Origin of the sequence: Methylophaga sp. UBA2496, from assembly GCF_002341635.1 — a bacterium.
GTDB lineage: Bacteria > Pseudomonadota > Gammaproteobacteria > Nitrosococcales > Methylophagaceae > Methylophaga.
Genome location: NZ_DDOK01000003.1, coordinates 454840 through 478809 on the forward strand (window position 1 = coordinate 454840; position 23970 = coordinate 478809).

Genomic DNA, 23970 nt, shown 5'->3' on the forward strand with positions numbered 1-23970 from the left:
CCGGAGAATTGTAATGAAACAAATCCAAGTTACCGATGTGACACTGCGTGATGCACATCAATCATTGATTGCTACCCGTATGCGTACCGATGACATGTTACCGATCTGTGAAAAGCTGGACCGCGTCGGCTACTGGTCATTGGAAGTCTGGGGCGGGGCGACTTTTGATGCCTGCGTGCGTTATCTGAAAGAAGATCCCTGGCAGCGTTTACGTTTATTAAAAGGCGTTTTACCAAATACGCGTCTGCAAATGTTATTGCGTGGTCAAAACCTGTTGGGTTACCGGCATTATGCCGATGATGTAGTCAGGGCTTTTGTCGCCAAAGCCGCAGAAAATGGCATCGATGTATTCCGAGTGTTTGATGCATTAAACGATATGCGTAATCTGGAAACTGCTTTAAAAGCCGTGAAAGATGCCGGTAAACATGCCCAGGGCACCATCAGCTATACCACCAGTCCGGTACACACACCTGAATTATTTGTTGAGCAGGCCAAAACCCTCCGGGATATGGGGGCGGATTCCATTGCGATAAAAGATATGGCTGGTCTGCTGGCCCCGTATCCAACCTATGAGCTGGTTAAAGCGATTAAATCCGCTGTGGATTTGCCGCTGGTGATTCATAGTCACTCCACATCTGGTCTGGCACCGCTTTGTCAGTTAAAAGCCATTGAAGCAGGCGTTGACCGGATTGATACAGCCATATCCGCGTTTGCTGGCGGCACCAGTCATCCTGCTACTGAAAGTCAGGTGGCGGCGCTAAAAGGAACTGAATGGGATACCGGATTGGATTTGAATTTACTGTCGGAAATTGCTGATTATTTCCGTGAAGTGCGTAAAAAATATCATCAGTTTGAAAGCGAGTTCACCCGCGAAGATGTGTCCGTGCAAATCAATCAGGTGCCGGGGGGGATGATGTCCAATCTGGCGAATCAGCTGAAAGAGCAGAATGCTTTGGATCGTATTCGTGATGTTTTTGCTGAAATTCCGCGAGTGCGTGAAGATCTGGGCTTTCCACCCTTGGTCACGCCAACCTCACAAATCGTTGGCACGCAGGCGGTGTATAACGTATTAAGTGGTGAGCGCTATAAAACCATAACCAATGAGGTTAAGCGTTATTTGCTGGGTGGCTACGGTCAACCACCGGCACCGATTAATGCCGAACTGCAGCGTAAGGCGATTGGGAATGAAACGGTGATGGAGTCACGCCCAGCGGATTCCATTGCACCGGAAATGGAAAAGCTCCGGGCGAAAATTGGCGATCTGGCCACCTGCGAAGAGGATGTGTTGACCTTTGCCATGTTCCCGGATATCGGTCGTGAATTCCTGCAACAACGTCTGGATGGCACGTTGCAACCTGAACCGTTGATTCCAGCGAGTAAGGATAAGGCTTCAGGCACCGTTTCCACTGAGTTCAAAGTCGATGTTCATGGTGAAACCTATGATGTCGCCATTACTGGTGTCGGTGATGTGGGTGGTGGGAAACGCAAAATGTATATATCAGTTGATGGTATGCCTGAAGAGGTCGTATTTGAAACCATCGGTGAATTTGTCTCGGATGGCGCGCAACAAGGCCGTAAAAAAGCCAGCGATCCGGGTCATGTCAGCACGCCGTTACCGGGCAATGTGGTTGAAGTATTAGTGAATGTTGGTGATAAGGTGGCTTCCGGTCAATCAACCATGATTATTGAAGCGATGAAAATGGAATCCGAATTACTGGCCAATATTGATGGAGAAATCACAGCAATCCATGTCAGCAAAGGTGATCGGGTCACACCCGGTGAGGTGTTGATTGAAATTGCTTAATGAACCTCATGCTAGGGCTTGTTGATCTTTCAGAGCCACCACTGCTGGAGGCTATTTTTCCGTCCAACAAGGCGGAAATGATGCGATGTAGTTGTTCTACATAATTCATTTCCAACGCCGTGGGGCGGAAAAATAGTCCCAGCCCTGCGGGTTGTGGCTGAAAATGCACCACTTATGTCCACGGATGGACTGTATGCCGGCGCGCCAGGGAGGCGCGCGCCGGCCTGTGTTGCTTGTCGTTTATTTAGAACGACTAAATCATACTCTTCGCGCCTTGATTGGTGCATTTTCAGTCACAACAGAGGCGGCTCTGAAAGATCAACAAGCCCTAATGTTTATCGCCGGATCAGCTAATTACTTTCTAAGTAGTACTTAGTCCTGTGTATTAACTTCTTTTGGCAGACAGGGATAGACTCAATGATATTTAAACAAGTATCCAGGAGTCCTGTTATGAAGGCGTCAGCAAATCTTAGAAAAACGTCCATATATGATCGCCTGGGAGGGGCTGAAGGTGTTGAAAAGTTAGTGAATACGTTTTGTGATGTATTGGAGACAACAGAAGTGGGTCGGCCGATACATCTGCTGCATTTGCGTGGTCATGGTATGGCGCATGCGCGCATGGAACAGTTCAATTTTTTCTCAGGTATGTTTGGCGGGCCGAAACTTTATGCCGAGAAGTGGGGACATTCCAATGTGCGACAAATTCATGACCATGTTGATATAACAGAAGCGCATAAAGATGCCTGGCTGGCATCCATGCAATTAGCCATTGAAAGGCTGGATTATGAACCGGCGCTGAAACAGAATCTAATGCAGCACTTTGAGGGTATGGCCAGCTTATTGGTCAATCATTAGCACCGTAGTCTTACGCCATAGCGGTGATAAAAGAGACACAGACCGAAAGGTTCATTAATCCTGCTCGTGTTCCATCGCATCCAGGCTATCGTAATAAATAATCGCCAGGTAGCGGATAGGCATTTTTAATTTAGCTTCCGGACGATGCGGCTGTTCGGCATTGAATGTCAGAGAGTCGCCCGGATTCAGAATATAACGTTCGTCACCGACCGTGTATTCAAGCCTGCCTTCCAGCATAAAGATAAATTCGATACCCGAATGTTCAAACGGGGCAAATACCTCGCTTTCTTCTTCCAGCGAGATCAGAAAGGGTTCGAATAATTTTTTGGGGCCCTGATCATAAGCCAGCAAATGATAAGTGTGTCCGGATTTTGTGCCACGACGGACCACTTCCATTCCTTCGCCATTCTTCACATATTGAGCCCCGCCTCTGGGGGTATCGTAATCATGAAACAATTTTGACAGGGTAACACCTAATGCGTTGGCCAAATGCTCCAGTTTTTCCAGACTCGGTGAGGTCAGGCCATTTTCAATCTTACTGAGCATACCGCGACTCAGATTGGCCCGTGAGGCAACTTCGGCAATCGTCAATCCATTATCGAGTCGAAGATGGCGCAGCGTGTTGCCAAGGTGTTTGTCCAGTGATTTTGTATTGTTTTCGATTCCATTCATCTCTTGTTTTTCGCTCACGCCGTTTAAATCTCCTAACCTGCTACATTAATAGAACCTTGATCATACACGATTTTTTTTGCTCATAATGCAAACAAGATTCATAAGATGAAAAAAAGTTTCTAAGAGGTGTTGACATCCGATTTCCGACATGAGTAAATGAACTCAAGGTTTCATCAAGTGAAACAAAGTTTACCTAGAAGGTGGTAGTTCCATATACCCCATAGGTAGTAGATGGGATGGCAAACATTTTATTGAGGGGCAAAAATGCCATTAAGACTTTTGAAATATGCACTGAGCCGAGAACATCCGGCACCCCGTTTTTTCAGGGACTGTACTGAACCTAAAAAAACCTATGATGCGGTCATTATCGGCGGTGGCGGACATGGACTTGCTGCAGCCTACTACCTGGCAAAAGATCATGGCATCACCAATGTCGCGGTGTTGGAAAAAGGCTATATCGGCGGTGGCAACACCGGGCGCAACACCACCATTGTGCGTTCAAACTATCTGACTCCGGAAGGCGTCAACTTCTACAATGCCAGTGTTAAGTTGTTTGAAGATCTTTCTGAAGAGCTCGACATTAACCTGTTTTATTCCAACCGTGGCCATTTCACTTTGGCACATACCGATTCCGCTATGCGCACTATGCGCTGGCGTGCTGAAGTCAACAAACATGTTGGCGTGGAAAGCTATGTGGTTGGTCCTGATGAGATTTCTAAAGCCTGCCCGCAACTGGATATCTCATGCAGTGGTCAGGCACCGATCCTGGGTGCGTTGTATCACGCGCCGGGTTCAGTCGCACGTCACGATGCTGTTGCCTGGGGTTATGCCAAAGAGGCTGATCGAATGGGCGTAGAGATTTTCCAGAGTACGGAAGTGACGGGGATTGACGTGAAAAGCGGCAAGGTAGTCGGCGTGCAGACCAGTAAGGGGTATATCAGCACCAACCGCGTGTTATCAGCCGTTGCCGGTTTTACACCACGCATTTGCGAAATGGTCGATGTTGAAACGCCGATTGTCATTCATCCGTTGCAAGCATGTGTGACCGAGCCAATGAAACCCTGGCTCGATACGATTCTGGTATCAGGCAGCTTACATGTTTATGTCAGTCAGTCTTCTCGCGGTGAATTGGTTATGGGGTCTTCACTGGATCCATACGAAATCCATTCAACCCGCTCATCTCTGGACTTTGTGGAAGGCCTCACCTCGCATATCACCGATATGTTCCCATTCCTCGGTAATGTGAAGGTGGTTCGGCAATGGGCTGGGATGGCGGATCTGACACCGGACTTTGCCCCAATCATGGGCAAAACTGAAGTGGAAGGTTTCTATATCGATGCTGGGTGGGGCACTTGGGGCTTTAAAGCCACCCCAATAAGCGGCAAGACCATGGCTGAAACCATCGCCAGAGATATGGCTCCGGATATGATCAGATCATTCCGTTTATCACGATTTGAAGACTATGAGCTGACCGGTGAAAAAGGCGCAGCCTCGGTCGGCCACTGATTTAGGGATAGCAAGATGAAATTACTTCAATGCCCAGTTAACGGCATCCGCCCGGTGAGTGAATTTACCTATGGCGGGGAATACAGAGAGATGCCAGACGCAGATACCTGCAGTGATAAAGAGTGGGCCACTTATGTGCATCATCGCCATGGTGCGCCGGGATTGAAAAAAGAGTGGTGGTACCACGGCCCAAGTGGCACCTGGTTTATTGCAGAGAGAAACACACTGACTGACAAAGTCAGCAGGACCTATCTTTACGGTCAGGAGAATAAGGCATGACATTGCGTATCGCTGAACAAGAGAATGAATGGATCAACCGTGATATGCCCTTGACCTTCGAATATGAAGGCCAACAAATCGAAGCATATGAAGGCGATACCATCAGCAGTGCACTTTGGGCTGCAGACATTAAAGTGTTGGGTCGCAGTTTTAAATATCACCGTGCCCGTGGTTTATTGAGTTTTGCCAATCATGATGTCAATGCATTGATGACCGATGGTCAGGACACCAATATACGTGCAGATGTGATCCCGGTTACCCACGGTATGCAGCTGACGGCAGTCAATACCGATGGTGGTGTATTAAAAGATAAAGGTCGGTATATCGACAAGATATCGGCGTTTCTGCCGGTGGGCTTTTATTACAAAACGTTCCATAAACCTAAATGGATGTTTCCATTCTGGGAAGACAAGATCCGTAAAGCGGCTGGTCTGGGGAAAGTCAATTTTAACTATCCGCGAATCACTCGCGCCAAACGCTATGCACATTGCGATGTGCTGGTCGTTGGAGCGGGGGCATCAGGACTATCTGCAGCTCTCGAAGCAGCTGATGCTGGCAGTCAGGTTATTCTGGTCGATGAAAATCGCAAAATTGGCGGTAGTTTGACCTATGACATGGCCGCTGACGTTAATACCGGTTCTTTGTTAAAACAGCTCACAGAAAATGTGCTCAATCATCCCAATATCCGGGTGATTGCGGATGCTTATGCGGGTGGTTACTACACTGACCATCTGGTTCCCATTGTTGAAAAACGCGGTATAACGAAAGTTCGTGCCGGATCGATCATTGTGGCCAGTGGCGTTTTTGAACAACCACCTGTATTTCGCTATAACGATCTACCCGGTGTGATGCTCAGCTCTGCGGCACAACGTCTTGTTAATCGTTATTCCGTTAAACCCTTTACAAAAGGCATAGTCGTTACCGCTAATGATTATGGTTATCGGGCGGCACTGGATCTGGCTGCTGCCAATGTGGAAATAGTTGCTGTTATTGATATGCGCCAGACGGGTGCTGATGGTGATTTGACAGCAAAAGTCAAACAGGCGGGTATCGCCGTGCATCTGGGCAGTTGTATTTACGAAGTGGTGCCGACATCTGACAAAATGGGTGTCAGTGCGGTTGTCGTCTGTGCTTATGATGAAGCCACCGCTGAAGCGGATCTTCATCAGCAAGTCGTATTGCATTGTGATGGTGTTGCGATGAGTGCTGGCTGGGCACCTGCAGCGGCTTTGCTTTATCAGGCCGGTACTCAGATGCGTTATGACGAGGCTGTTCAGCAGTTTGTACCAAATCAATTACCTGATGGTGTATTTGCTGCCGGTAAAGTGAACGGCATATTCGAACTTGAGCAACGGATGCAGGATGGCAAACGGGCAGGGGCTGAAGCGTCACGCTATCTTGGTAAAACGACTGTTTCGCCAGTTGAGGTTACCGCTCATCGTGGTAATTCCCCCAGCCATCCTTATCCGATTGTGAATCACCCCAAAGCTAAAAACTTTGTTGATTTTGATGAAGATATCCAGGTCAAGGATTTTATCAATGCGGCGAAGGAAGGTTTTGACAATATTGAGTTGATGAAACGGTTTACCACAGTGGGTATGGGGCCAAGTCAAGGCAAACATTCCAATATGAATGCCATTCGTATTCTGGCGCGTATCCGGGATTTACCCGTTGAAAAAATTGGTTCAACGACGGCAAGACCATTTTTCCATCCAACACCGATTGGTCACCTCGGGGGCCGTGGTTTTCATCCACATCGTCTGACTGCCATGCATGAGTGGCATGTGAAAGAAGGCGCAGTGATGATGGAAGCCGGTGTATGGATGCGTCCAGCTTACTATCTGCCTGCAGGCGTAAAAATATCCAACCAGCAGGCTGTGCAACAGGAAGCACTGGCGGTTCGCAAATCCGCTGGCATGATTGATGGCAGTACTTTGGGCAAAATCGAAGTTTTCGGCAAAGATGCTGCTGCGTTTCTGGAGCGTTTTTATACCGGCAAATTTGCCAGTCAGAAAGTCGGTAACAGCCGTATTGCAATGTTGCTGGATGAAGCCGGGGTCATTGTTGATGATGGTGTAGCAGTACGACTGGATCAAGACAAGTTTTATGTGTCTACCAACTCATCCAATGCCGCCACGGTTTACCGTGAAATGCAACGTAACCTGCAGCTTTGGGGCATGCAGGTCACGCTGGTCAACCTGACAGGCGTGATGTCTGCTATGACACTGGCTGGTCCTTCATCCCGTTCCATTCTCAGTGAAGTGACTGAGCTGGATTTGCTGGATGAGGCGTTTCCACAGGGCGCATATCGGGAAGCATTAGTAGCCGGGGTTAAAGCCAGAGTGATGCGAGTCGCGTTTGTCTCGGATCTGGCGTTTGAAATTCATGTCCCGTCCAGTGCCGGTTTACATGTCTGGCAGAAAATTATGGATGCGGGAAAAACCTATGGTATCCGTCCATTTGGTACCGATGCTCAGCGTCTGCTGCGTCTGGAAATGGGTCATCATTTAATTAGTCATGACACTGATGGCCTGACTAATCCGTTTGAAGCACATGCAGATTCATTGGTCGCAATGGATAAACCCTTCTTTATCGGCCAGCGCAGCCTGAAAATCCTGCAGAAAAAACCATTAAAGAAAAAACTGGTGAGGTTTGTCCTGGATAAGAATTTCAGTGAAATGCCCAAGGAATGCAATCTGGTGATTGAAAATGACGAGATTGCCGGCCGGGTAACCAGTATTTCTTTCAGTGAATATGTAAACCGGGTGATTGGCTTCGCCTTTGTGCTGCCTGAGCAGGCCAAGGCAGGGAATCAGTTTGCCATCCGCACTGATAGTGGACGGATGGAAATGGCTGAAGTAGTAGAAGACGCTTTTCTAAGTTTGAGTCAGGGTTAAGGAGTCGGCATATGCAAAATGTTGTATTACAAAGTTCAGTTGCGTTTGCCCAGACGTCTCTGAAACCTGAATTGGGTTTTATCAACGGTATGGCGATTGCGAATCGCTATGCGGATCCGGATGTGGAAAGTCGTCATGCGGCAAAACTGACGATCTGTGATGTCAGCTGCTTGTCACGTTTTGCTATCAAGGGGCCCGCCGCTGCTGATACCTTAAAGGCAAAAGGTGTCGAATTGCCTGCTTCAGCAAACAGCTGGAGTCGTCATGACGAGACACTGGTCATGCGCCTGGGTAGCAGTGAATTCCTGCTGGAAGATCCGATTGGTGTTCAGCAATGCAAAGGTTTGAGTGAACAGTTGCAAAGTGGCGATGGCGTTCATGTTGTTTTACGTAATGATGCGTCTTTTATTTTGAGTGGTGAGTTGCTTGATGAGCTACTGGCCCAGGTATGTGCAATTGATCTGAGCGGGCCAATGCTGGCTGACAATCGACTGGCGATGACCTCAATAGCAGGTGTCTCTGTGATTGTTCTCAGACAGGAAGTTGCAGGGCAGTCCCTGATGCGTCTCTGGTGCGATGGTACTTTTGGCGTTTATTTGTGGGAAACCCTGTTGGACATTATCAAAGAGTTAGGCGGCGGACCGGTTGGATTCAACCAGTTTTTCAATAGTAATTAAGTCACCCGTTGCTGAATAAATCAATCCAGAAGGCAAGCTATGAAATATGAACCTGAAACCAAACCTAGCCAGCCTATCACCGATAACCAGGAGCAAAAAGAGATGAAAACATTAGAACAGGCCGAACAATTTATTAAAGACAACAACGTCAAATATGTCCTAGCACAGTTTGTCGATATTCATGGCGTGGCCAAGGTTAAATCGGTCCCTTCTGCACATCTTAAAGACATCATTAAAACCGGTGCGGGTTTTGCCGGTGGTGCTATCTGTGGCATGGGTATCCAGCCAAACGGTCCTGATTACATGGCGATGGGTGATTTATCGACCTTGTCACTTATTCCATGGCAGCCTGGTTATGCAAGAGTTATCTGTAACGGACACGTCAATGGCGAACCCTATAACTTCGATTCTCGTGTTGTATTAAAAAATCAGATAAAGCGACTTGAAGCCCGTGGTTGGACGATGTTTACCGGTCTTGAACCTGAATTTTCGCTGCTCAAAAAAGATGAGTATGGTCACATTCATCCGTTTGAAGACAGCGACACGTTGCAGAAGCCCTGCTATGACTATAAAGGCATCACACGTCAGAGTGTCTTCCTGGAAAAACTGACTGAATCATTGATTGAAGTCGGTCTGGATGTTTATCAAATTGATCACGAAGATGCTAACGGTCAGTTCGAAATTAACTATACCTATGCAGACTGCCTGAAAAGTGCAGATGATTTCATTATGTTCAAGATGGCAGCCAGTGAGATTGCCAATGAATTGGGCATGATTTGTACCTACATGCCAAAACCCTTCAGTAACCGTCCCGGTAATGGTATGCATCTGCATATTTCGATTGGTGATGGTGAAAAATGTCTGTTCCATGATGACAGTGATCCGGCCGGACATGGCCTGAGCAAGATGGCTTACCATTTTATGGCTGGTCTGCTGGCACATGCCCCGGCATTGTGTGCCTTAGCAGCCCCCACCGTTAACTCATACAAACGTCTGGTGGTAGGTCGTTCTTTATCGGGTGCAACCTGGGCCCCGGCTTACATCACTTATGGCGATAACAATCGCTCTACCATGGTGCGTATTCCTTACGGCCGCATTGAAATGCGACTACCGGATGGCTCATGCAATCCTTACCTGACCACGGCGGCGATTATTGCTGCAGGTCTCGATGGTGTTGAAAGAGAGCTCGATCCGGGCGAGGGTCACAACACCAACCTTTATGACCTCAGCCCGATGGAGTTGAGAGAAAAAGGTATCAATATCTTACCTCAGAATTTGCATGAAGCATTGCTGGCACTTGAAAAAGACAGTGTCGTTAAGGGGGCTTTGGGCGAAGGACTGGCAAATGAGTTTTTGGAATTGAAACACATGGAATGGGTGGAATATATGCGGCATGTCTCTGACTGGGAAATTGATCGTTACGCTGAATTTTATTAAGCAGCTGACTAGTTAGAATTTTTAGGAGAAATCTAATGTGTGGAATTGTTGGTCTTTATTTAAAAAATGATAAATATCAAAGTCGATTGGGTGAGTTGTTTGCCCCAATGATGATTGCGATGACAGAACGTGGTCCTGATAGTGCCGGTTTTGCCATTTATGGTGATGCCGTCGAGTCAGGTATCAAATTCACCCTGCGTCATGAAGATGAAAATTATGACTGGGAAGCTTTGGCCAAAGCGATTGAAGAAGCCTTGGTTACTAAAGTTGATTGGTTTCAGAACAATAAAGTTGCTGTTTTCAAAGTGGAAGCTGACGCTGATTTGGTCGAGAACTATCTGCGTGAAAACCATCCGGATGTGTTGATTATGAGTGCCGGTAGTTCGATTGAAATCCTCAAGGAAGTCGGCCTGCCAGAACGTATTGTGAATATGTTCAATCTGGACAAGATGCAAGGTTCACACATTATTGGCCATACCCGTATGGCGACTGAATCAGCGGTGACCATGGCGGGAAGCCATCCGTTTTCAACTGGGATGGATCTGTGTCTGGTGCATAACGGTTCTTTGTCTAACCACAACCGTATGCGTCAGGAACTGAAACGCAATGGTATTCATTTTGATACCGAGAATGACACTGAAGTGGCAGCGGGTTATCTGACCTATCGTTTGCAACAGGGTGATTCTTTGCATCAAGCCCTGGAAAACGCTTTAAAAGAGTTAGATGGTTTCTACACATTTACCATCGGTACTAAAGACGGATTTGCAGTGGTGCGTGATCCTGTTGCCTGCAAACCGGCGGTCATTGCAGAAACCGATGACTATGTGGCGATGGCGTCGGAATATCAGGCATTAACGACCTTACCTGGCATTGAAAACGCCAAAGTTTGGGAACCGGAACCGTCAACTATCTACGTTTGGGAACGTGGTAGTAACTGATCAGAAGTGCTTAAGGGGAACACAATGAAAACAATTGATTTAGCAAAAGAGACGGTACGTGATTTGAATCAGGCCTTACATGATCAGGCCTCAGCATGCACCGAAACAGAATGGGAAGTGCTTAACCCTAAAGGACAGCACAATCTGGCTGTTGGCGTTGACCAGAAACTGAAAATCGATATCAAGGGGCATGCCGGTTATTACTGTGGTGGCATGAATAAAGAAGCCGATATCGTGATTCATGGTAGTGCCGGTCAAGGCGTGGCTGAAAATATGATGTCAGGCAGTGTACGCGTGAAAGGCAATGCCTCTTCATCTGCTGGCGCGACCTCAATCGGTGGGCTGTTGGTGATAGAAGGTGATGCCGGTTCACGATGCGGTATTTCCATGAAAGGTTCGGATATTGTCGTGACCGGTAGTGTCGGCCACATGAGCTGTTTTATGGGGCAGGCAGGTACGCTGGTGGTTTGCGGAGATGCTGGTGATGCGTTGGGTGATTCATTGTATGAAGTTCACATTTACGTTAAAGGCCAAGTGAAGTCATTGGGTGCGGACTGCGTCGAGAAAGAGATGAGACCTCAGCATATTGAAGAGCTTATTGAGCTGTTTGAACGCGCTGGTATCAAGGAAGATCCCCACGCTTTCAAACGTTATGGTTCTGCGCGCCAACTATACAACTTCAAAGTCGATAACGCTTCGGCGTATTAATGCTGATTTTACGAGGAATCTATTATGAGCGAGAAAACAAAATATACTACTGAACTCCGTGAGTCAGCGACTTTTGATCGGGCGACTATGTCCGAAATACGTCGGGCAGCGGATACCGGCATCTACGATATCCGTGGTTGGGGTGCGAAACGCAAATTACCGCATTTTGATGATTTGTTATTCCTGGGCGCGAGTATGTCGCGTTATCCACTGGAAGGTTATCGTGAAAAATGTAATACCCAGGTCACATTGGGCACCCGTTTTGCCAAAAAACCGATCGTTATCGAAACGCCGGTCACCATTGCCGGTATGAGTTTTGGTGCCTTATCTGCCAATGCGAAAGAAGCGTTGGGTCGTGGTGCTTCTGCAGTGGGCACATCAACAACGACCGGTGACGGTGGTATGACGCCGGAAGAACGTGGTCAGTCCAGTAAACTGGTCTATCAGTACCTGCCATCACGTTATGGTATGAACCCCGATGACCTGCGTAAAGCGGATGCTATCGAAGTGGTCTTGGGACAAGGTGCCAAACCCGGTGGTGGTGGCATGTTATTAGGGCAGAAAATTACCGAACGTGTTGCCAAAATGCGTACCTTGCCGATGGGTGTTGACCAACGCAGTGCCTGTCGTCATCCAGACTGGACCGGCCCGGATGATTTAGCGATCAAGATCCTTGAATTACGCGAAATCACTGACTGGCAGGTGCCTATCTATATCAAAGTTGGTGCGACTCGTACTTACTATGATGTGAAGCTGGCAGTGAAAGCCGGTGCTGATGTCATTGTTGTTGATGGTATGCAGGGTGGTACAGCGGCAACCCAGGAAGTCTTTATCGAACATGTCGGTATTCCGACTATGGCGGCAATTCCTCAAGCGGTTCAGGCGCTGCAGGAAATGGGTATGCACCGTAAAGTACAGCTGATCGTTTCCGGTGGTATCCGTAACGGTGCCGATGTAGCCAAGTGTATGGCTTTGGGTGCAGATGCAGTGGCTATTGGTACAGCCGCCTTGATCGCCCTGGGATGTAACGATCCTAAATATGATGAAGAGTTTAAAGCCATTGGCTCAGCGGCCGGTTTTTATGATGATTATCATGAAGGTCGCGATCCAGCCGGTATTTCCACTCAGGATCCGGAATTGAGTAAGCGTTTGGACCCTGTCGAAGGTGGACGCCGTATCGCTAACTATTTGCGTGTACTGACGTTAGAAGCACAAACGCTGGCACGCGCCTGTGGCAAAAATGATATGCGTAATCTGGAACCTGAAGATCTGGTGGCCTTAACAGTAGAATCCGCTGCAATGGCGAGGGTTCCACTGGCAGGTACAAACTGGATTCCAGGGAATAATATGGGTTAATAATTAATCGGTATTTTGTAGTTCATCAGAACAGGACCAGTGCTATGGTGTTTAATTAATTTGGATAAACTTACCCCGTTATCTTAATTATTATGACGCTATAGTATTGGTCCTTTTTTTATGTGTATATGAGTAATTTATTAGTTAGAAATAACTAAATATTTAAATTAAGTGATTTTGCTTTGTTTTTTATAGGTTTGTATTTATTTTTAAAGCAGGTTTTTCTGAGGCGATTATTCGTTGTTTTTATATATGTTTAGTTATGTGCTTTTTTTGTAATTATTTAGCTTAATCTTTCCAGTCTGATATTATCTCTCCCTCCAATTTTCACCTCATAGTATGTTATTTGATATTGTTATTTAACATATTGTTTTGTATCCACATTGTGATAATTTTTATAGTTGTCAGATAAAACTTCATCTCATTTTATTCCCTCAAGTTATATGCAGGAAAATTCAGTTTATTTTGCGCAAAAGTAACATAAATATAAATATTTTCATTGAGTATAAGAACTAATATATTTAATTTTTACGGTTTGTTTTGTTGTGGAATTTAAGCTTGTCCCCAGTGTTTTTGTAAAGAAATAAACGCCTACCACCTTAGGGGTACACCATTTAGAGTATTCCTTTTTTAAAAACTAATACGTTAGTGTCGATCATGGCATTAAATTTTGTTTATAACTTTTAATGACTATGTGATTCTCTACTTAATATAAGAGTAGGGATATGTTTAATAAAAAGGCGTAAGCCACAACTCGTTTTACTGAAGTGTTCTGTCGGTGAGGATGATTACCGCTCAAAGAAAACATAAAGTAAAACAGACATTTGGAGGAGAGAGCCGATGGGTACTGAGTTAGGCGGTTTAATAACGATATTTACTGAGTTTTACTACTGGGTAACGGTAGTAATGATGTTTTTGATACATGTAGGATTATGTGCATACGAGGTAGGAGCCACCCGACGTAAGAACATTAACCAGACAATCATACGGCACGTTATGGTGCTGGCACTGGTGACGATTACCTGGTTTTTGTTTTCGTGGTGGATGTATTGGGCCTTCAATGCGGGTCCGGGAATATTCGGCCCATTAATCAGTAATGACTTTACTGCGGCTGCATTACCGTGGTCTGAGTCTATGGGACCTAATCTTTCAGACAATATAAGTGGTGTGTTCTGGGCAGCCTTCCTGTTGTTCTCATGGACAGCCGCTGCGATTGTTTCCGGGGTGGCAATTGAACGGGTAAGAACCGGTGCGTTTCTGGTTATTGCTGTACTGGTCGGTTCAGTGACCTGGGTAATCGATGCTTCTTGGGGCTGGCATGCAGAAGGCTGGATGGTGCAGTTGATGGGCTATCATGATGCCTATGCCTCCGGTGTTATTCATGGTGTGGCTGGTGGTGCCTGTCTGGCATTGGCCATTGTTTTGGGACCCCGTATTGGTAAGTTCGGACCAAATGGTGAAATCCGTGACATTAAAGGTCACAACCCATGGTTATCCTGTTTCGGTCTGCTGCTTATCTATGCCGGGTTCTGGGGCTTTTATGCTGCCTGCAATATTCCCATCATTGATATCGGTACAGAAGGTGCATTGCGGATGGGAACGACCAATATCTATCTGATGCCAACGACGCTTTCAGCCATTACATTCAATTTCATCATGTCACTGACTGGTGGTTTGATGGCGGGTTATATGGTGAGTCGTGGTGATCCGTACTGGACGCTTTCACTGGGTCTGGCCGGTATTATTGCGGCGTCTGCAGGTAATGATCTGTATCACCCGATACAAGCCATGTTTATTGGTGCCGTCGCAGCCGTTATTGCCTACAAACTGCATTTCTGGGTGGAACGTCGTTTCAAACTTGACGATCCAGTCGGTGCCGTAGCGGTGCACGGTTATGCCGGTACTTTCGGGGTAATTGTTGCTGGCTTTATGTTATGGGGCTATCCAGCTGCCGCGCCGATTGATCTGAGTGGCTGGTGGGTAGAGAGTGTTGGCTGGTTTGGTGTAACTGAAGACGGTTACCCGGCTGTTAATCCACTGGGCAACCTGATCGGTGCATTTATTATGTTCGGTCTGTTGGGTTTCTTGCCCACATACCTGCTGGCCAAGCTGTTCCAGAAAATGGGTATTCTGCGTGAGCCACGTGAGGTTGAATTGGCTGGTGCTGATACCTATCGGGGGCTGGATATGTACCCATATTTTGCCAAGACCGAATCTGAGTTCGAAACTGTTGAAAGACAGTACATCAATAAATAACTGAATAGGAGAGACTATTATGTCTACAGGAATCAGTTCATGGGCCAATCCTGACACGATTGGGGCTATTTATCCCTTTGTTGGCAGCGAAATGTTGCTGACCATTGCCGGGGTGGTTTTCTGGATCTGGTGGCACATTAAACAGATCCGTGACGAGAATCGCGAACTGGCTGAAGCCGCTGCGGCACATCGCAGTGCCGGTCTGGACAAGGTTATGGAGCAGCATCGGGGAATATCACCGGTTGCTTCTGACTGACAGGCGGTATCACGTTCGGGGGTGACAGTGTCACCCCATTTTGACCCGGCCTCGTGCCGGGTTATTTTTTTTCTTTACTTTCAGATAATTACCTTACTGATGGTTATATTCGGTCAACTGAATTTACTACCAAAGGAGTACTTACAGTGAGCAGTTTTCCGAGTGGTATGCCTCAGTTAAGCTTTCTGACAGAGTCGTGGTTTTGCAGTAACAGTTGATGGTGACCGGGTTTAAAGTGGCCAAGGTTTGTTGAGCTTGCATATCAACAGGCCCTAATGATTAAGGAGTAATACTTCTTTGGAATTGTTCGGCCCCTTGCACAACGAGATAATTTAATCGTAGCTGAATGAGAGGGTGTTATTCAGTTTCAACGGTTCTCCTCGACCCGTTCTCTTTGTTGAGACGTTTGGGTGGATCATGCCAGACAGCAAAATCAGCAGTTTTTTGTTTTCAAAGGCAGATCCACCTTTTTTTTTGAGGAAGACAACAGGTGATTGACCAGCAATCCAAACACAGAAGGATAGATCGATGAACCTACCCCTGCATATTCAACTGGAAGATGTTCAGAATACGCCAGATAAACGCTGCTTAATCATCGATAGAGTCGGCATAAAATCTTTGCGTTACCCCATATTTTTTCAAAGTGATGCGGATGAAGCACCAGTGCGTGTGGTGGCCGATTTCAATATGTATGTAAAGTTGCCTCATGATGTCAAAGGCACACATATGTCACGTTTCATCGAGCTGCTGGAAACGCCTGACCTGGTTATGTCCACTGAGAGTATTGCAGACTTCATGAACACCATGCTGACTCAGCTTGAGGCTGACAGCGGTCATCTGGAAATGCAGTTTCCGTTTTTTATTCGAAAGCAGGCACCGGTTTCCGGCGTCAGCAGTATGATGGATTACGATGTCACGCTGATTGCCAATATGCAGGAAACACTAAGCCTCAAACTTAAAGTCGCGATTCCGGTCACCAGCCTGTGTCCCTGCTCGAAAAAAATCTCCGAATATGGTGCGCATAATCAACGGTCAATGATTACCGTGACGGCCGAGTTGAATCAGATCATTAGCCTCAAATCGCTGATTGAGCAAATTGAACAACAGGCTTCCAGTGAGCTGTACGGTTTACTCAAACGGCCGGATGAAAAGTTTGTCACGGAGTATGCCTACGACAATCCCAAATTTGTTGAAGATCTGGTGCGTGATGTGGCTGCTTCGCTGAATAGCTGCGACGCCATTGTCGATTACATTATTGAATGTGAAAACTTTGAATCCATTCATAACCATTCGGCTTATGCCATGTTGCAGAAAAACAGGTGATCGCTATGAACTATCCTTTAGAACCTTTACGTTTCCCCGGTTCACAACAGCCTGTGATTTCGCCGGTTGAGGAAATAATTGACGAAATACGTCAGGGCAGAATGGTGATCCTGATCGATGACGAAGATCGGGAAAATGAAGGCGACATTGTGATTGCTGCCGATGCCGTTACAGCGGAACATATCAACTTTATGGCACGTTATGCCCGGGGTCTGATTTGTCTGACATTGACCGAAACACGCTGTCGCCAGCTGGATTTGCCTTTAATGGTCAAACATAACCGGGCGCAGTTAAGTACCAATTTCACCGTATCCATCGAAGCAGCGGAAGGTGTGACCACCGGGATTTCTGCTGCAGACCGTGCCCGAACCGTTCAAGCGGCTGTGGCGGCAAATGCTACCCCAACGGATATTGTCCGGCCCGGGCATATTTTTCCCCTGATGGCACAACCCGGTGGCGTATTGGCTCGTGCTGGTCATACGGAAGCGGGTTGTGACGTTGCCGCGATGGCTGACAGAACGCCTGCCTCAGTGATCTGTGAGATTATGAATGAAGACGGCAGTATGGCGAGGTTGCCGGACTTGCAAAACTTTGCCCGTGAGCATGGTCTGAAAATTGGCACGATAGCGGACTTGATTGCCTACCGGCATCAGACAGAAACCTTGATTGAACGTAAAAGCAGTCGACGAATCGAAACGGTTTTTGGCGAATTTGAGCTAATCGGTTACCGGGATATCACTACTGATAAAACGCATCTGGCGCTGGTGCACGGTGAACCGGCCAAAAGGTCCAGTGCACTGGTTCGGGTACATGAACCGGTTTCAGTGATTGAGTTGCTTGATGCTGGCAGGCATTCACATAGCTGGAGTGTCTATGAATCAATGCAGAAAATTTCCCGTGAAGGAGCCGGTGTCATTGTCCTGTTGCGTCGCGATGAGTCTGAAAATGACATCCTGCGACAGATCAGTAGTCCGGATTCCTTGCCTGCAGCAACTATTGAGTTGAAAGATTATGGTATCGGCGCACAGATCCTGCTGGATCTTGGTATTACCCGTATGCGCCTGATGACCCGCCCACGCAAGATCCATAATTTGACAGGATTTGGTCTGGTAGTGGATGACTATGTATTACCTGAAAAGTCTGAGCAGGGGATGGATGCTGTTCTGGCAGAACTGATGCAGGCGTTGTAGGGAAACTTAATGTCTTCAATATCGCTGGATAAAGCACTGCATAATCATTTTCAACGCAGCCAGCGTTGGGGATTTACCTGGGCTTTATGGACCGCTGTTCTCTGGGGGGCATGGTATGTCCCGGGTACAGCGATGTGGTACGAAGAGCCCTTCGTCAGTATCAATAACGGTGACCACGGCATGCGTCTGGCCGCCACGGCCGTGATGACCTGGATTCATGCGGTAGTGGTGTTGCTGTTTCTGGTGATCTGGAATGGTATGCTGGGTAAGCTGAAGGATTATGGCCGCACCATCATGCGTTTCAGGCGCATTTCAAAATGGTATGCATTGGCTTCCTTGTGTGGTGGTCCGATGGCCATTTTCGGTTCCTATATGGCCATGGGCTATGTCGGTCCGGTGTTCGCCGCGATTACTTCATTGTTTTACCCCGTGGTAGGGGCGCTGATTGCACGACTCTGGTATCACGAAAAAATCTCCGGCCGCGCAGCACTGGGCATGGCGATTATTATCATGGGCGGCGTGGTGATATACGGTCCCGGGCTGTTCGGTGAAATTGATATCAGTGAAAACTATGCCTGGCTGGGTTATGTCGGGGGCATCATGTCAGCCATTGGCTGGGGGGCCGAAGGTGCCGTAGCGTCACGGGCGATGGATGTCACTGATCCTGATGTCGGTATACAGTGCCGTTTCAGTTTTGAAATTCTGTTCTGGGGTGTTCTGGTATTGCCGATGATCTTTCTGCTGACTGATTTGCCGATTGTGACGTTGCTGGTGGACATGCTGACCAGTCAAATGGTGATGATCTGGATGGTTTTGGCATCGATTTGTCATGCTTATTGCTACACCGCTTTTTATAAGAGTTTTTCACTGATTGGCGTTGGTCGGGGTGAGGCCATAGGTAACTTATATGGGGTATTTGCGGTGATTTTTGTCATGGTATTTACGCTGGATTTACCTGAATGGTATTTTGTTGTGGGTTTGATTCTGACGGTGACTGGCAGCTTTGTTATGTTCCGTGAGCCGGCAGAGAATATTTCAACCCTGCGTGAGGTGGAAACATGAAACTGCCACAAAAAGGGTTTCTGCTGGTGACACTTAGTCAGCACCAAAGTCTGTGGGATTATGAACTGATCAATCAGGCAATAGCGGAGTATGGGCTGAAGGGTAACTACTGGATAAACCATTTCAGCATTGCTTTAGATGAGCTGGCCTCAGCAGGACTTATTACCCGTATCGGCCATCGGCTTGACGATGGCAGTTTTATCGCCAGGGACCGTTTACAGTTTGAATTCGCTCTCTCAGATTTTGGACGAGAACGTATGTTTGATACCGGCCTTTTAGATTCGAATGCTTCATCGGGAGAGTTTATCAATGACTGAATTCTGGGGTTATCCGTATGCAGATATACTGGCTTTTGTGTTCATATTTGCAATAAGTCTGGCTGCTCTGTTGTGTGCAAGGATCTTTGTCAAAACCTATTGATGCGTTTAAATGCAGCAAGCTATTTAACTACCACCTTGGGTGTACACCAAAAGGTGTGTTGCCATCCCATGTCTTAAGCAATCATATTGTTGCGAGTTACTACTAATCATACGGCTTTAGAACCGTAGTCGTCACAAAAACAAGGGTAAACAGGTGAAGGAGCCTTCAGGTACTGCCAATGTGACAGCAGTTGATTTTCTGGTTGAGAATGGAACCGATTCATCCACCTTGCACAGACGAATCACCTGGACCGGGGCCTTCTGGGTGGCCAGTGGTGTGCCGGCGCTTGTGCTGTTTTCTATGGGGGCTGTGGCAGCGACGGTTGGCAAGCCAGCCTGGCTGATATGGATTATTTCTATCAGTTTCGGCTTTCTGCAAGCTTTCACTTATGCCGAAATCGCCGGGCTGTTTCCGCATAAAACCGGTGGCGCATCGGTTTACGGTGCCGTGGCCTGGATCAGGTATATCAAGTTTATCGCGCCGATATCGGTATGGTGCAACTGGATAGCCTGGGGACCCGTACTGGCGATTGGTTCAGGTTTGGCCGCCGGTTATATTCTTTCTGCCCTGTTTGCACCCGATGCCGTTATCAATAGCTGGCAAATCACGCTGGTCGATTTGTCCTATCTCAAAAATGGTCTGAGTTTACGGATCAATGCCACCTTTATTATCGGCAGTACATTGATGCTGCTGGTTTTTGCCATCCAGAACGGTGGCATACTTCGCTCGGCTCGAGCGACCATGATTTTTGGTTTGACGGGTTTGTTGCCGTTGTTAATGGTTGGTCTGGTACCCCTTATTACCGGGGACTTACCGTTATCCAATATCACACCCTTAACGCCACTGGCCTACGACTCGATTGGCAATGTTATCGAAGGTGAATGGAATCTTGATGGTTGGGAGCTGATGGCCGGTGGTTTGTTTCTCGCCGCATGGTCAACCTATGGATTTGAAACAGCGGTCTGCTATACGCGGGAATTCAAAAATCCCAAAAGCGATACCTTCAAGGCCATCTTTTTTTCGGGTTTATTGTGTATTGCGGTATTTACACTCGTACCACTGGCCTTTCAGGGGCACCTGGGACTGGGACAACTGGTAGAGCGGGAAACACTCAATAGCGCGGGTCAGGTTGTGGCACCGGCAGTTTATGATGGCATGTTATCGGCAGAAATCTACAGTGGCATGGGAGTCGCAAACGTACTGGCGGGTATTCTGGGAGGGGACAGTATGTTTGCCAATATGTTTGTGGTCATGCTGGTGCTCGCATTATTGCTGTCAGTGATGACGACCATGGCGGGCTCCTCACGCACCCTGTATCAGGGATCTATTGACGGACTGCTGCCGCGGTATCTGTCAAAGGTCAATGAGCAGGGCGCCCCGACGGCTGCGATGTGGACCAATCTGATTGTCAATCTGTTGTTACTGAGCATGTCGGATTATGTATTTTTGCTGGCTGCTTCGAATGTGGGCTATATCATTTTCAATTTCCTCAATCTCAATGCCGGCTGGATACATCGTCTGGATAGGCCAAATTGGGAAAGGCCTTATCGTGCTCCAACGATATTGATAGTGATTGGCACCATTTTGTCTTACGTCAATCTGGTGCTGATGGGCATGGGGGCAAATGTATGGGGAAAGGGAACGTTGATGAGTGGGATTCTGCTGGCATTGTTAGTGGTTCCGGTTTTCATCTGGCGTCATTATCTGGTGGATAAAGGCATATTTCCGAAAGCGATGCGGGAAGATATGTCCCTCGATGAAAATGGTAAAAATATAATTTGTCGGGCAGGTATCCTGCCTTATCTGGTATTGCTGTTCGGTATTCTTATTGTGTATTTCAGCAGTGTGCTGGTGGCTGATTAACAGTGAAAAGGCTCAGCAGGCTTTTCCAGCATAATAATTAAATAATCTGACTCAAACGCATGGCATTGCAGTGTTGGTCTTCATCAAGGCCATAGCTGACAGCCCATCTGCTGTCTTGGGCAGAGTAACTACTTCGCTCAAAGTTCTCATACTTCCTAGGTGGTAACACATCAGGAGAATTGTTGTGGCCTCTGGCAAGGCTGAAAATAAGCTTGCCCGAACTCACAATAATGGAGAACATGATATGGCACGCGATCCCAAGCACGATATCTTATTTGAACCGATTCAGATCGGTCCTAAAACACTTCGAAACCGTTTTTATCAAGTACCACACTGTATCGGTGCTGGTTCAGATAAACCCGGCTTCCAGGCCGCCCATCGTTCATTGAAAGCTGAAGGTGGCTGGGCGGCGATGAATACAGAATATTGCTCTATCCATCCTGAATCTGACGACACCATGCGTTTGTCAGCCCGTATCTGGGATGAAGGCGATGTACGCAATCTGAAAGCCATGACGGATGAAGTCCATAAACATGGCGCTCTGGCTGGTGTCGAACTCTGGTACGGCGGTGCGCATGCCCCTTGTCTGGAAAGCCGGGCAACCCCAATGGGCCCGAGCCAGATAGCATCAGAATTTGAAACCCTGAGCTATTGTAAAGAAATGGATCTGAGCGACATTCAACGGGTCCAGCAATACTATGTAGATGCAGCTTATCGCTCACGCGATGCCGGTTTTGACATTATTTATGTCTATGGTGCGCACTCTTACTTACCACTGCAATTTTTAAATCCTTATTACAATAAAAGAACTGACCAATATGGTGGTTCATTAGAAAACCGGGCACGTTTTTGGCTTGAAACATTAGAAAAAGTACGTAATGCCGTTGGCAGTGATTGTGCCATTGCGACTCGTTTTGCCGTGGATACCCTGTATGGGCCGGGACAAATCGAAGTTGAAGAAGATGGTATGAAGTTCATTCAGATGGCTGATCCGCTGGTGGACTTATGGGATGTGGATGTCGGTGATATCGCTGAATGGGGCGAAGATGCCGGTCCATCACGGTTCTATCAGCAGGGCCACCAGGTTCCCTGGACCAAATTCGTTAAAGAAGTTTCCAAAAAACCAGTACTGGGTGTAGGCCGCTTTACCGATCCGGAAAAAATGACTGAGATCGTCACCAAAGGCTATGCCGATATTATTGGTGCGGCACGTCCGTCTATCTCTGATCCGTTCCTGCCGAAGAAAATTGAAGAAGGCCGTTACGACGATATCCGTGTTTGTATCGGCTGTAATGTGTGTATTTCCCGTTGGGAAATCGGTGGCCCGCCAATGATCTGTACGCAGAATGCCACAGCAGGTGAAGAGTATCGTCGCGGCTGGCATCCGGAAAAATTCAAGAAAGCCACTTCCTCTGATTCAGTATTGGTTGTTGGCGCGGGTCCTTCAGGTGCTGAAGCGGCACGCGTACTGATGGAACAAGGCTATGTAGTTCACGTATACGATACGGCTGAAAAAGTCGGTGGTCATCTGAATCAGATTGCGTCGTTACCGGGGCTGGGCGAGTGGGGATATCACCGTGATTATCGTGAAACCCAGCTGCAGAAACTGGTCAAGAAAAACAAAAACAGTGTGTTGGCGTTGGGGCAAAAAGCACTGACGGCTGATGACGTACTGGAATATGGTGCAGAAAAAGTGATTATTGCCACCGGTGCCAAATGGCATACCAATGGTGATAACTGCCTGACCCATGAAGCCATACCGGGCGCAGATGCCTCTTTACCGGATCAGTTAACCCCTGAACAGGTCATGTCGGGTGAAAAGAAAATCGGCAAGCGTGTCGTTATTCTGAATGCGGATAGTTATTTCATGGCACCAAGTCTGGCTGAAAAACTGGTCAATGACGGTCATGAGGTCACCATCGTGTCCGGTGTGCATCTGGCGAAATATATGGAATTCACTCTGGAATATCCAAATATGATGCGTCGTCTGCATGAACTGCATATCGAAGAAATCGGTAATCATTTCTGCAGCCGCATTGAACCGGGCCGTCTGGAAATTTACAACATGTGGGGTGATGGTTCCCGTCGCAGCTACCGTGGACCGGGTAAATTGCCACGTGATGAGAACAAAACACATCGCTGGCTTGAGTTTGATTCTCTGGTACTGGTCACGGGTCGTAAATCTGATAACAAGCTTTATCAGGAACTCAAAGCGCGTGAAAGTGAATGGGCGGAGAACGATATCAAAGGCGTGTATCTGATTGGTGATGCTGAAGCACCACGATATATCGCAGATGCCACCTTTACCGGTCATCGTGTTGCTCGTGAGATTGAGTCTGAAAATCCTCAATTCCCATTGCCATACAAGCGCGAAACAATTGCCTGGGGCACACCGCATATGCCGGGTGGTAACCATGAAATTGAGTACAAGATCTAAATAGCAGGAACCGGTTGTGTGCTGTCCATGTTGG

19 protein-coding genes are annotated in these 23970 nt (G+C 47.4%); 18 read left to right on the top strand and 1 reads right to left on the bottom strand.

The window, feature by feature from the left end; all coding sequences use genetic code 11:
• Positions 1-13 precede the first annotated feature (13 nt).
• Together oadA and B2W60_RS02995 are read left to right on the top strand one after the other, a co-directional pair.
• The gene (gene oadA, locus B2W60_RS02990; protein ID WP_292361781.1) at positions 14-1804 is read left to right on the top strand and encodes a sodium-extruding oxaloacetate decarboxylase subunit alpha; all 1791 of its coding nucleotides are present in this window, start codon (positions 14-16) and stop codon (positions 1802-1804) included.
• Positions 1805-2254: 450 nt separating this feature from the next.
• Positions 2255-2659, top strand: a complete 405-nt coding sequence (locus tag B2W60_RS02995) for a group II truncated hemoglobin (RefSeq protein ID WP_292361782.1) — start codon at positions 2255-2257, stop codon at positions 2657-2659.
• A gap of 54 nt (positions 2660-2713) precedes the next feature.
• On the opposite strand, the gene B2W60_RS03000 is transcribed toward B2W60_RS02995, so the two are convergent.
• The gene (locus tag B2W60_RS03000; RefSeq protein ID WP_292361783.1) at positions 2714-3349 is read right to left on the bottom strand and encodes a helix-turn-helix domain-containing protein; all 636 of its coding nucleotides are present in this window, start codon (positions 3347-3349) and stop codon (positions 2714-2716) included.
• Positions 3350-3595: 246 nt separating this feature from the next.
• Here B2W60_RS03000 and B2W60_RS03005 point away from each other — a divergent pair, with 246 nt between their 5' ends.
• The 16 genes from B2W60_RS03005 (at position 3596) to B2W60_RS03080 (ending at position 23936) form a co-directional block, all read left to right on the top strand.
• Entirely contained in the window at positions 3596-4837 is a 1242-nt protein-coding gene (locus tag B2W60_RS03005; RefSeq protein WP_292361784.1) for an FAD-dependent oxidoreductase, read from the top strand.
• A 15-nt stretch (positions 4838-4852) separates the two neighbouring features.
• Complete coding sequence (locus B2W60_RS03010) at positions 4853-5116, top strand: sarcosine oxidase subunit delta (RefSeq protein ID WP_292361785.1); 264 nt, start codon at positions 4853-4855, stop codon at positions 5114-5116.
• Positions 5113-8013, top strand: coding sequence for a 2Fe-2S iron-sulfur cluster-binding protein (locus B2W60_RS03015; protein WP_292361786.1), 2901 nt, complete (start codon positions 5113-5115; stop codon positions 8011-8013). Before B2W60_RS03010 ends, B2W60_RS03015 begins: the two co-directional genes overlap by 4 nt.
• Before the next feature lie 11 nt (positions 8014-8024).
• Positions 8025-8690, top strand: coding sequence for a sarcosine oxidase subunit gamma (locus B2W60_RS03020; RefSeq protein WP_292361787.1), 666 nt, complete (start codon positions 8025-8027; stop codon positions 8688-8690).
• Positions 8691-8729: 39 nt separating this feature from the next.
• A complete protein-coding gene (gene glnT / locus B2W60_RS03025) occupies positions 8730-10127 on the top strand; it encodes a type III glutamate--ammonia ligase (RefSeq protein ID WP_292361788.1) in 1398 nt (465 codons plus the stop codon).
• 35 nt (positions 10128-10162) lie between these two features.
• Positions 10163-11065: a class II glutamine amidotransferase gene (locus tag B2W60_RS03030; RefSeq protein ID WP_292361789.1), complete on the top strand. Its 903-nt coding sequence runs from the start codon at positions 10163-10165 to the stop codon at positions 11063-11065.
• A 24-nt stretch (positions 11066-11089) separates the two neighbouring features.
• Positions 11090-11773 (top strand): protein glxC, encoded by a 684-nt coding sequence (locus B2W60_RS03035; protein WP_292361790.1) that lies wholly within the window; start codon positions 11090-11092, stop codon positions 11771-11773.
• Between the two features lie 24 nt (positions 11774-11797).
• The gene (locus B2W60_RS03040; protein WP_292361791.1) at positions 11798-13129 is read left to right on the top strand and encodes an FMN-binding glutamate synthase family protein; all 1332 of its coding nucleotides are present in this window, start codon (positions 11798-11800) and stop codon (positions 13127-13129) included.
• Between the two features lie 840 nt (positions 13130-13969).
• Positions 13970-15385: an ammonium transporter gene (locus B2W60_RS03045; protein WP_292361792.1), complete on the top strand. Its 1416-nt coding sequence runs from the start codon at positions 13970-13972 to the stop codon at positions 15383-15385.
• Between the two features lie 19 nt (positions 15386-15404).
• A complete protein-coding gene (locus B2W60_RS03050; RefSeq protein WP_292361793.1) occupies positions 15405-15641 on the top strand; it encodes a hypothetical protein in 237 nt (78 codons plus the stop codon).
• Positions 15642-16169: 528 nt separating this feature from the next.
• On the top strand, positions 16170-16964 hold the full coding sequence (gene folE2, locus B2W60_RS03055) for a GTP cyclohydrolase FolE2 (protein WP_292361794.1): 795 nt from the start codon (positions 16170-16172) through the stop codon (positions 16962-16964).
• Between the two features lie 5 nt (positions 16965-16969).
• The gene (gene ribBA / locus B2W60_RS03060; protein WP_292361795.1) at positions 16970-18154 is read left to right on the top strand and encodes a bifunctional 3,4-dihydroxy-2-butanone-4-phosphate synthase/GTP cyclohydrolase II; all 1185 of its coding nucleotides are present in this window, start codon (positions 16970-16972) and stop codon (positions 18152-18154) included.
• A 9-nt stretch (positions 18155-18163) separates the two neighbouring features.
• A complete protein-coding gene (locus tag B2W60_RS03065) occupies positions 18164-19216 on the top strand; it encodes a DMT family transporter (protein WP_292361796.1) in 1053 nt (350 codons plus the stop codon).
• A complete protein-coding gene (locus tag B2W60_RS03070) occupies positions 19213-19533 on the top strand; it encodes a hypothetical protein (protein ID WP_292361797.1) in 321 nt (106 codons plus the stop codon). Before B2W60_RS03065 ends, B2W60_RS03070 begins: the two co-directional genes overlap by 4 nt.
• Before the next feature lie 256 nt (positions 19534-19789).
• A complete protein-coding gene (locus tag B2W60_RS03075) occupies positions 19790-21499 on the top strand; it encodes an APC family permease (protein ID WP_292361798.1) in 1710 nt (569 codons plus the stop codon).
• Between the two features lie 184 nt (positions 21500-21683).
• Complete coding sequence (locus B2W60_RS03080) at positions 21684-23936, top strand: FAD-dependent oxidoreductase (protein WP_292361799.1); 2253 nt, start codon at positions 21684-21686, stop codon at positions 23934-23936.
• Positions 23937-23970: the final 34 nt, after the last annotated feature.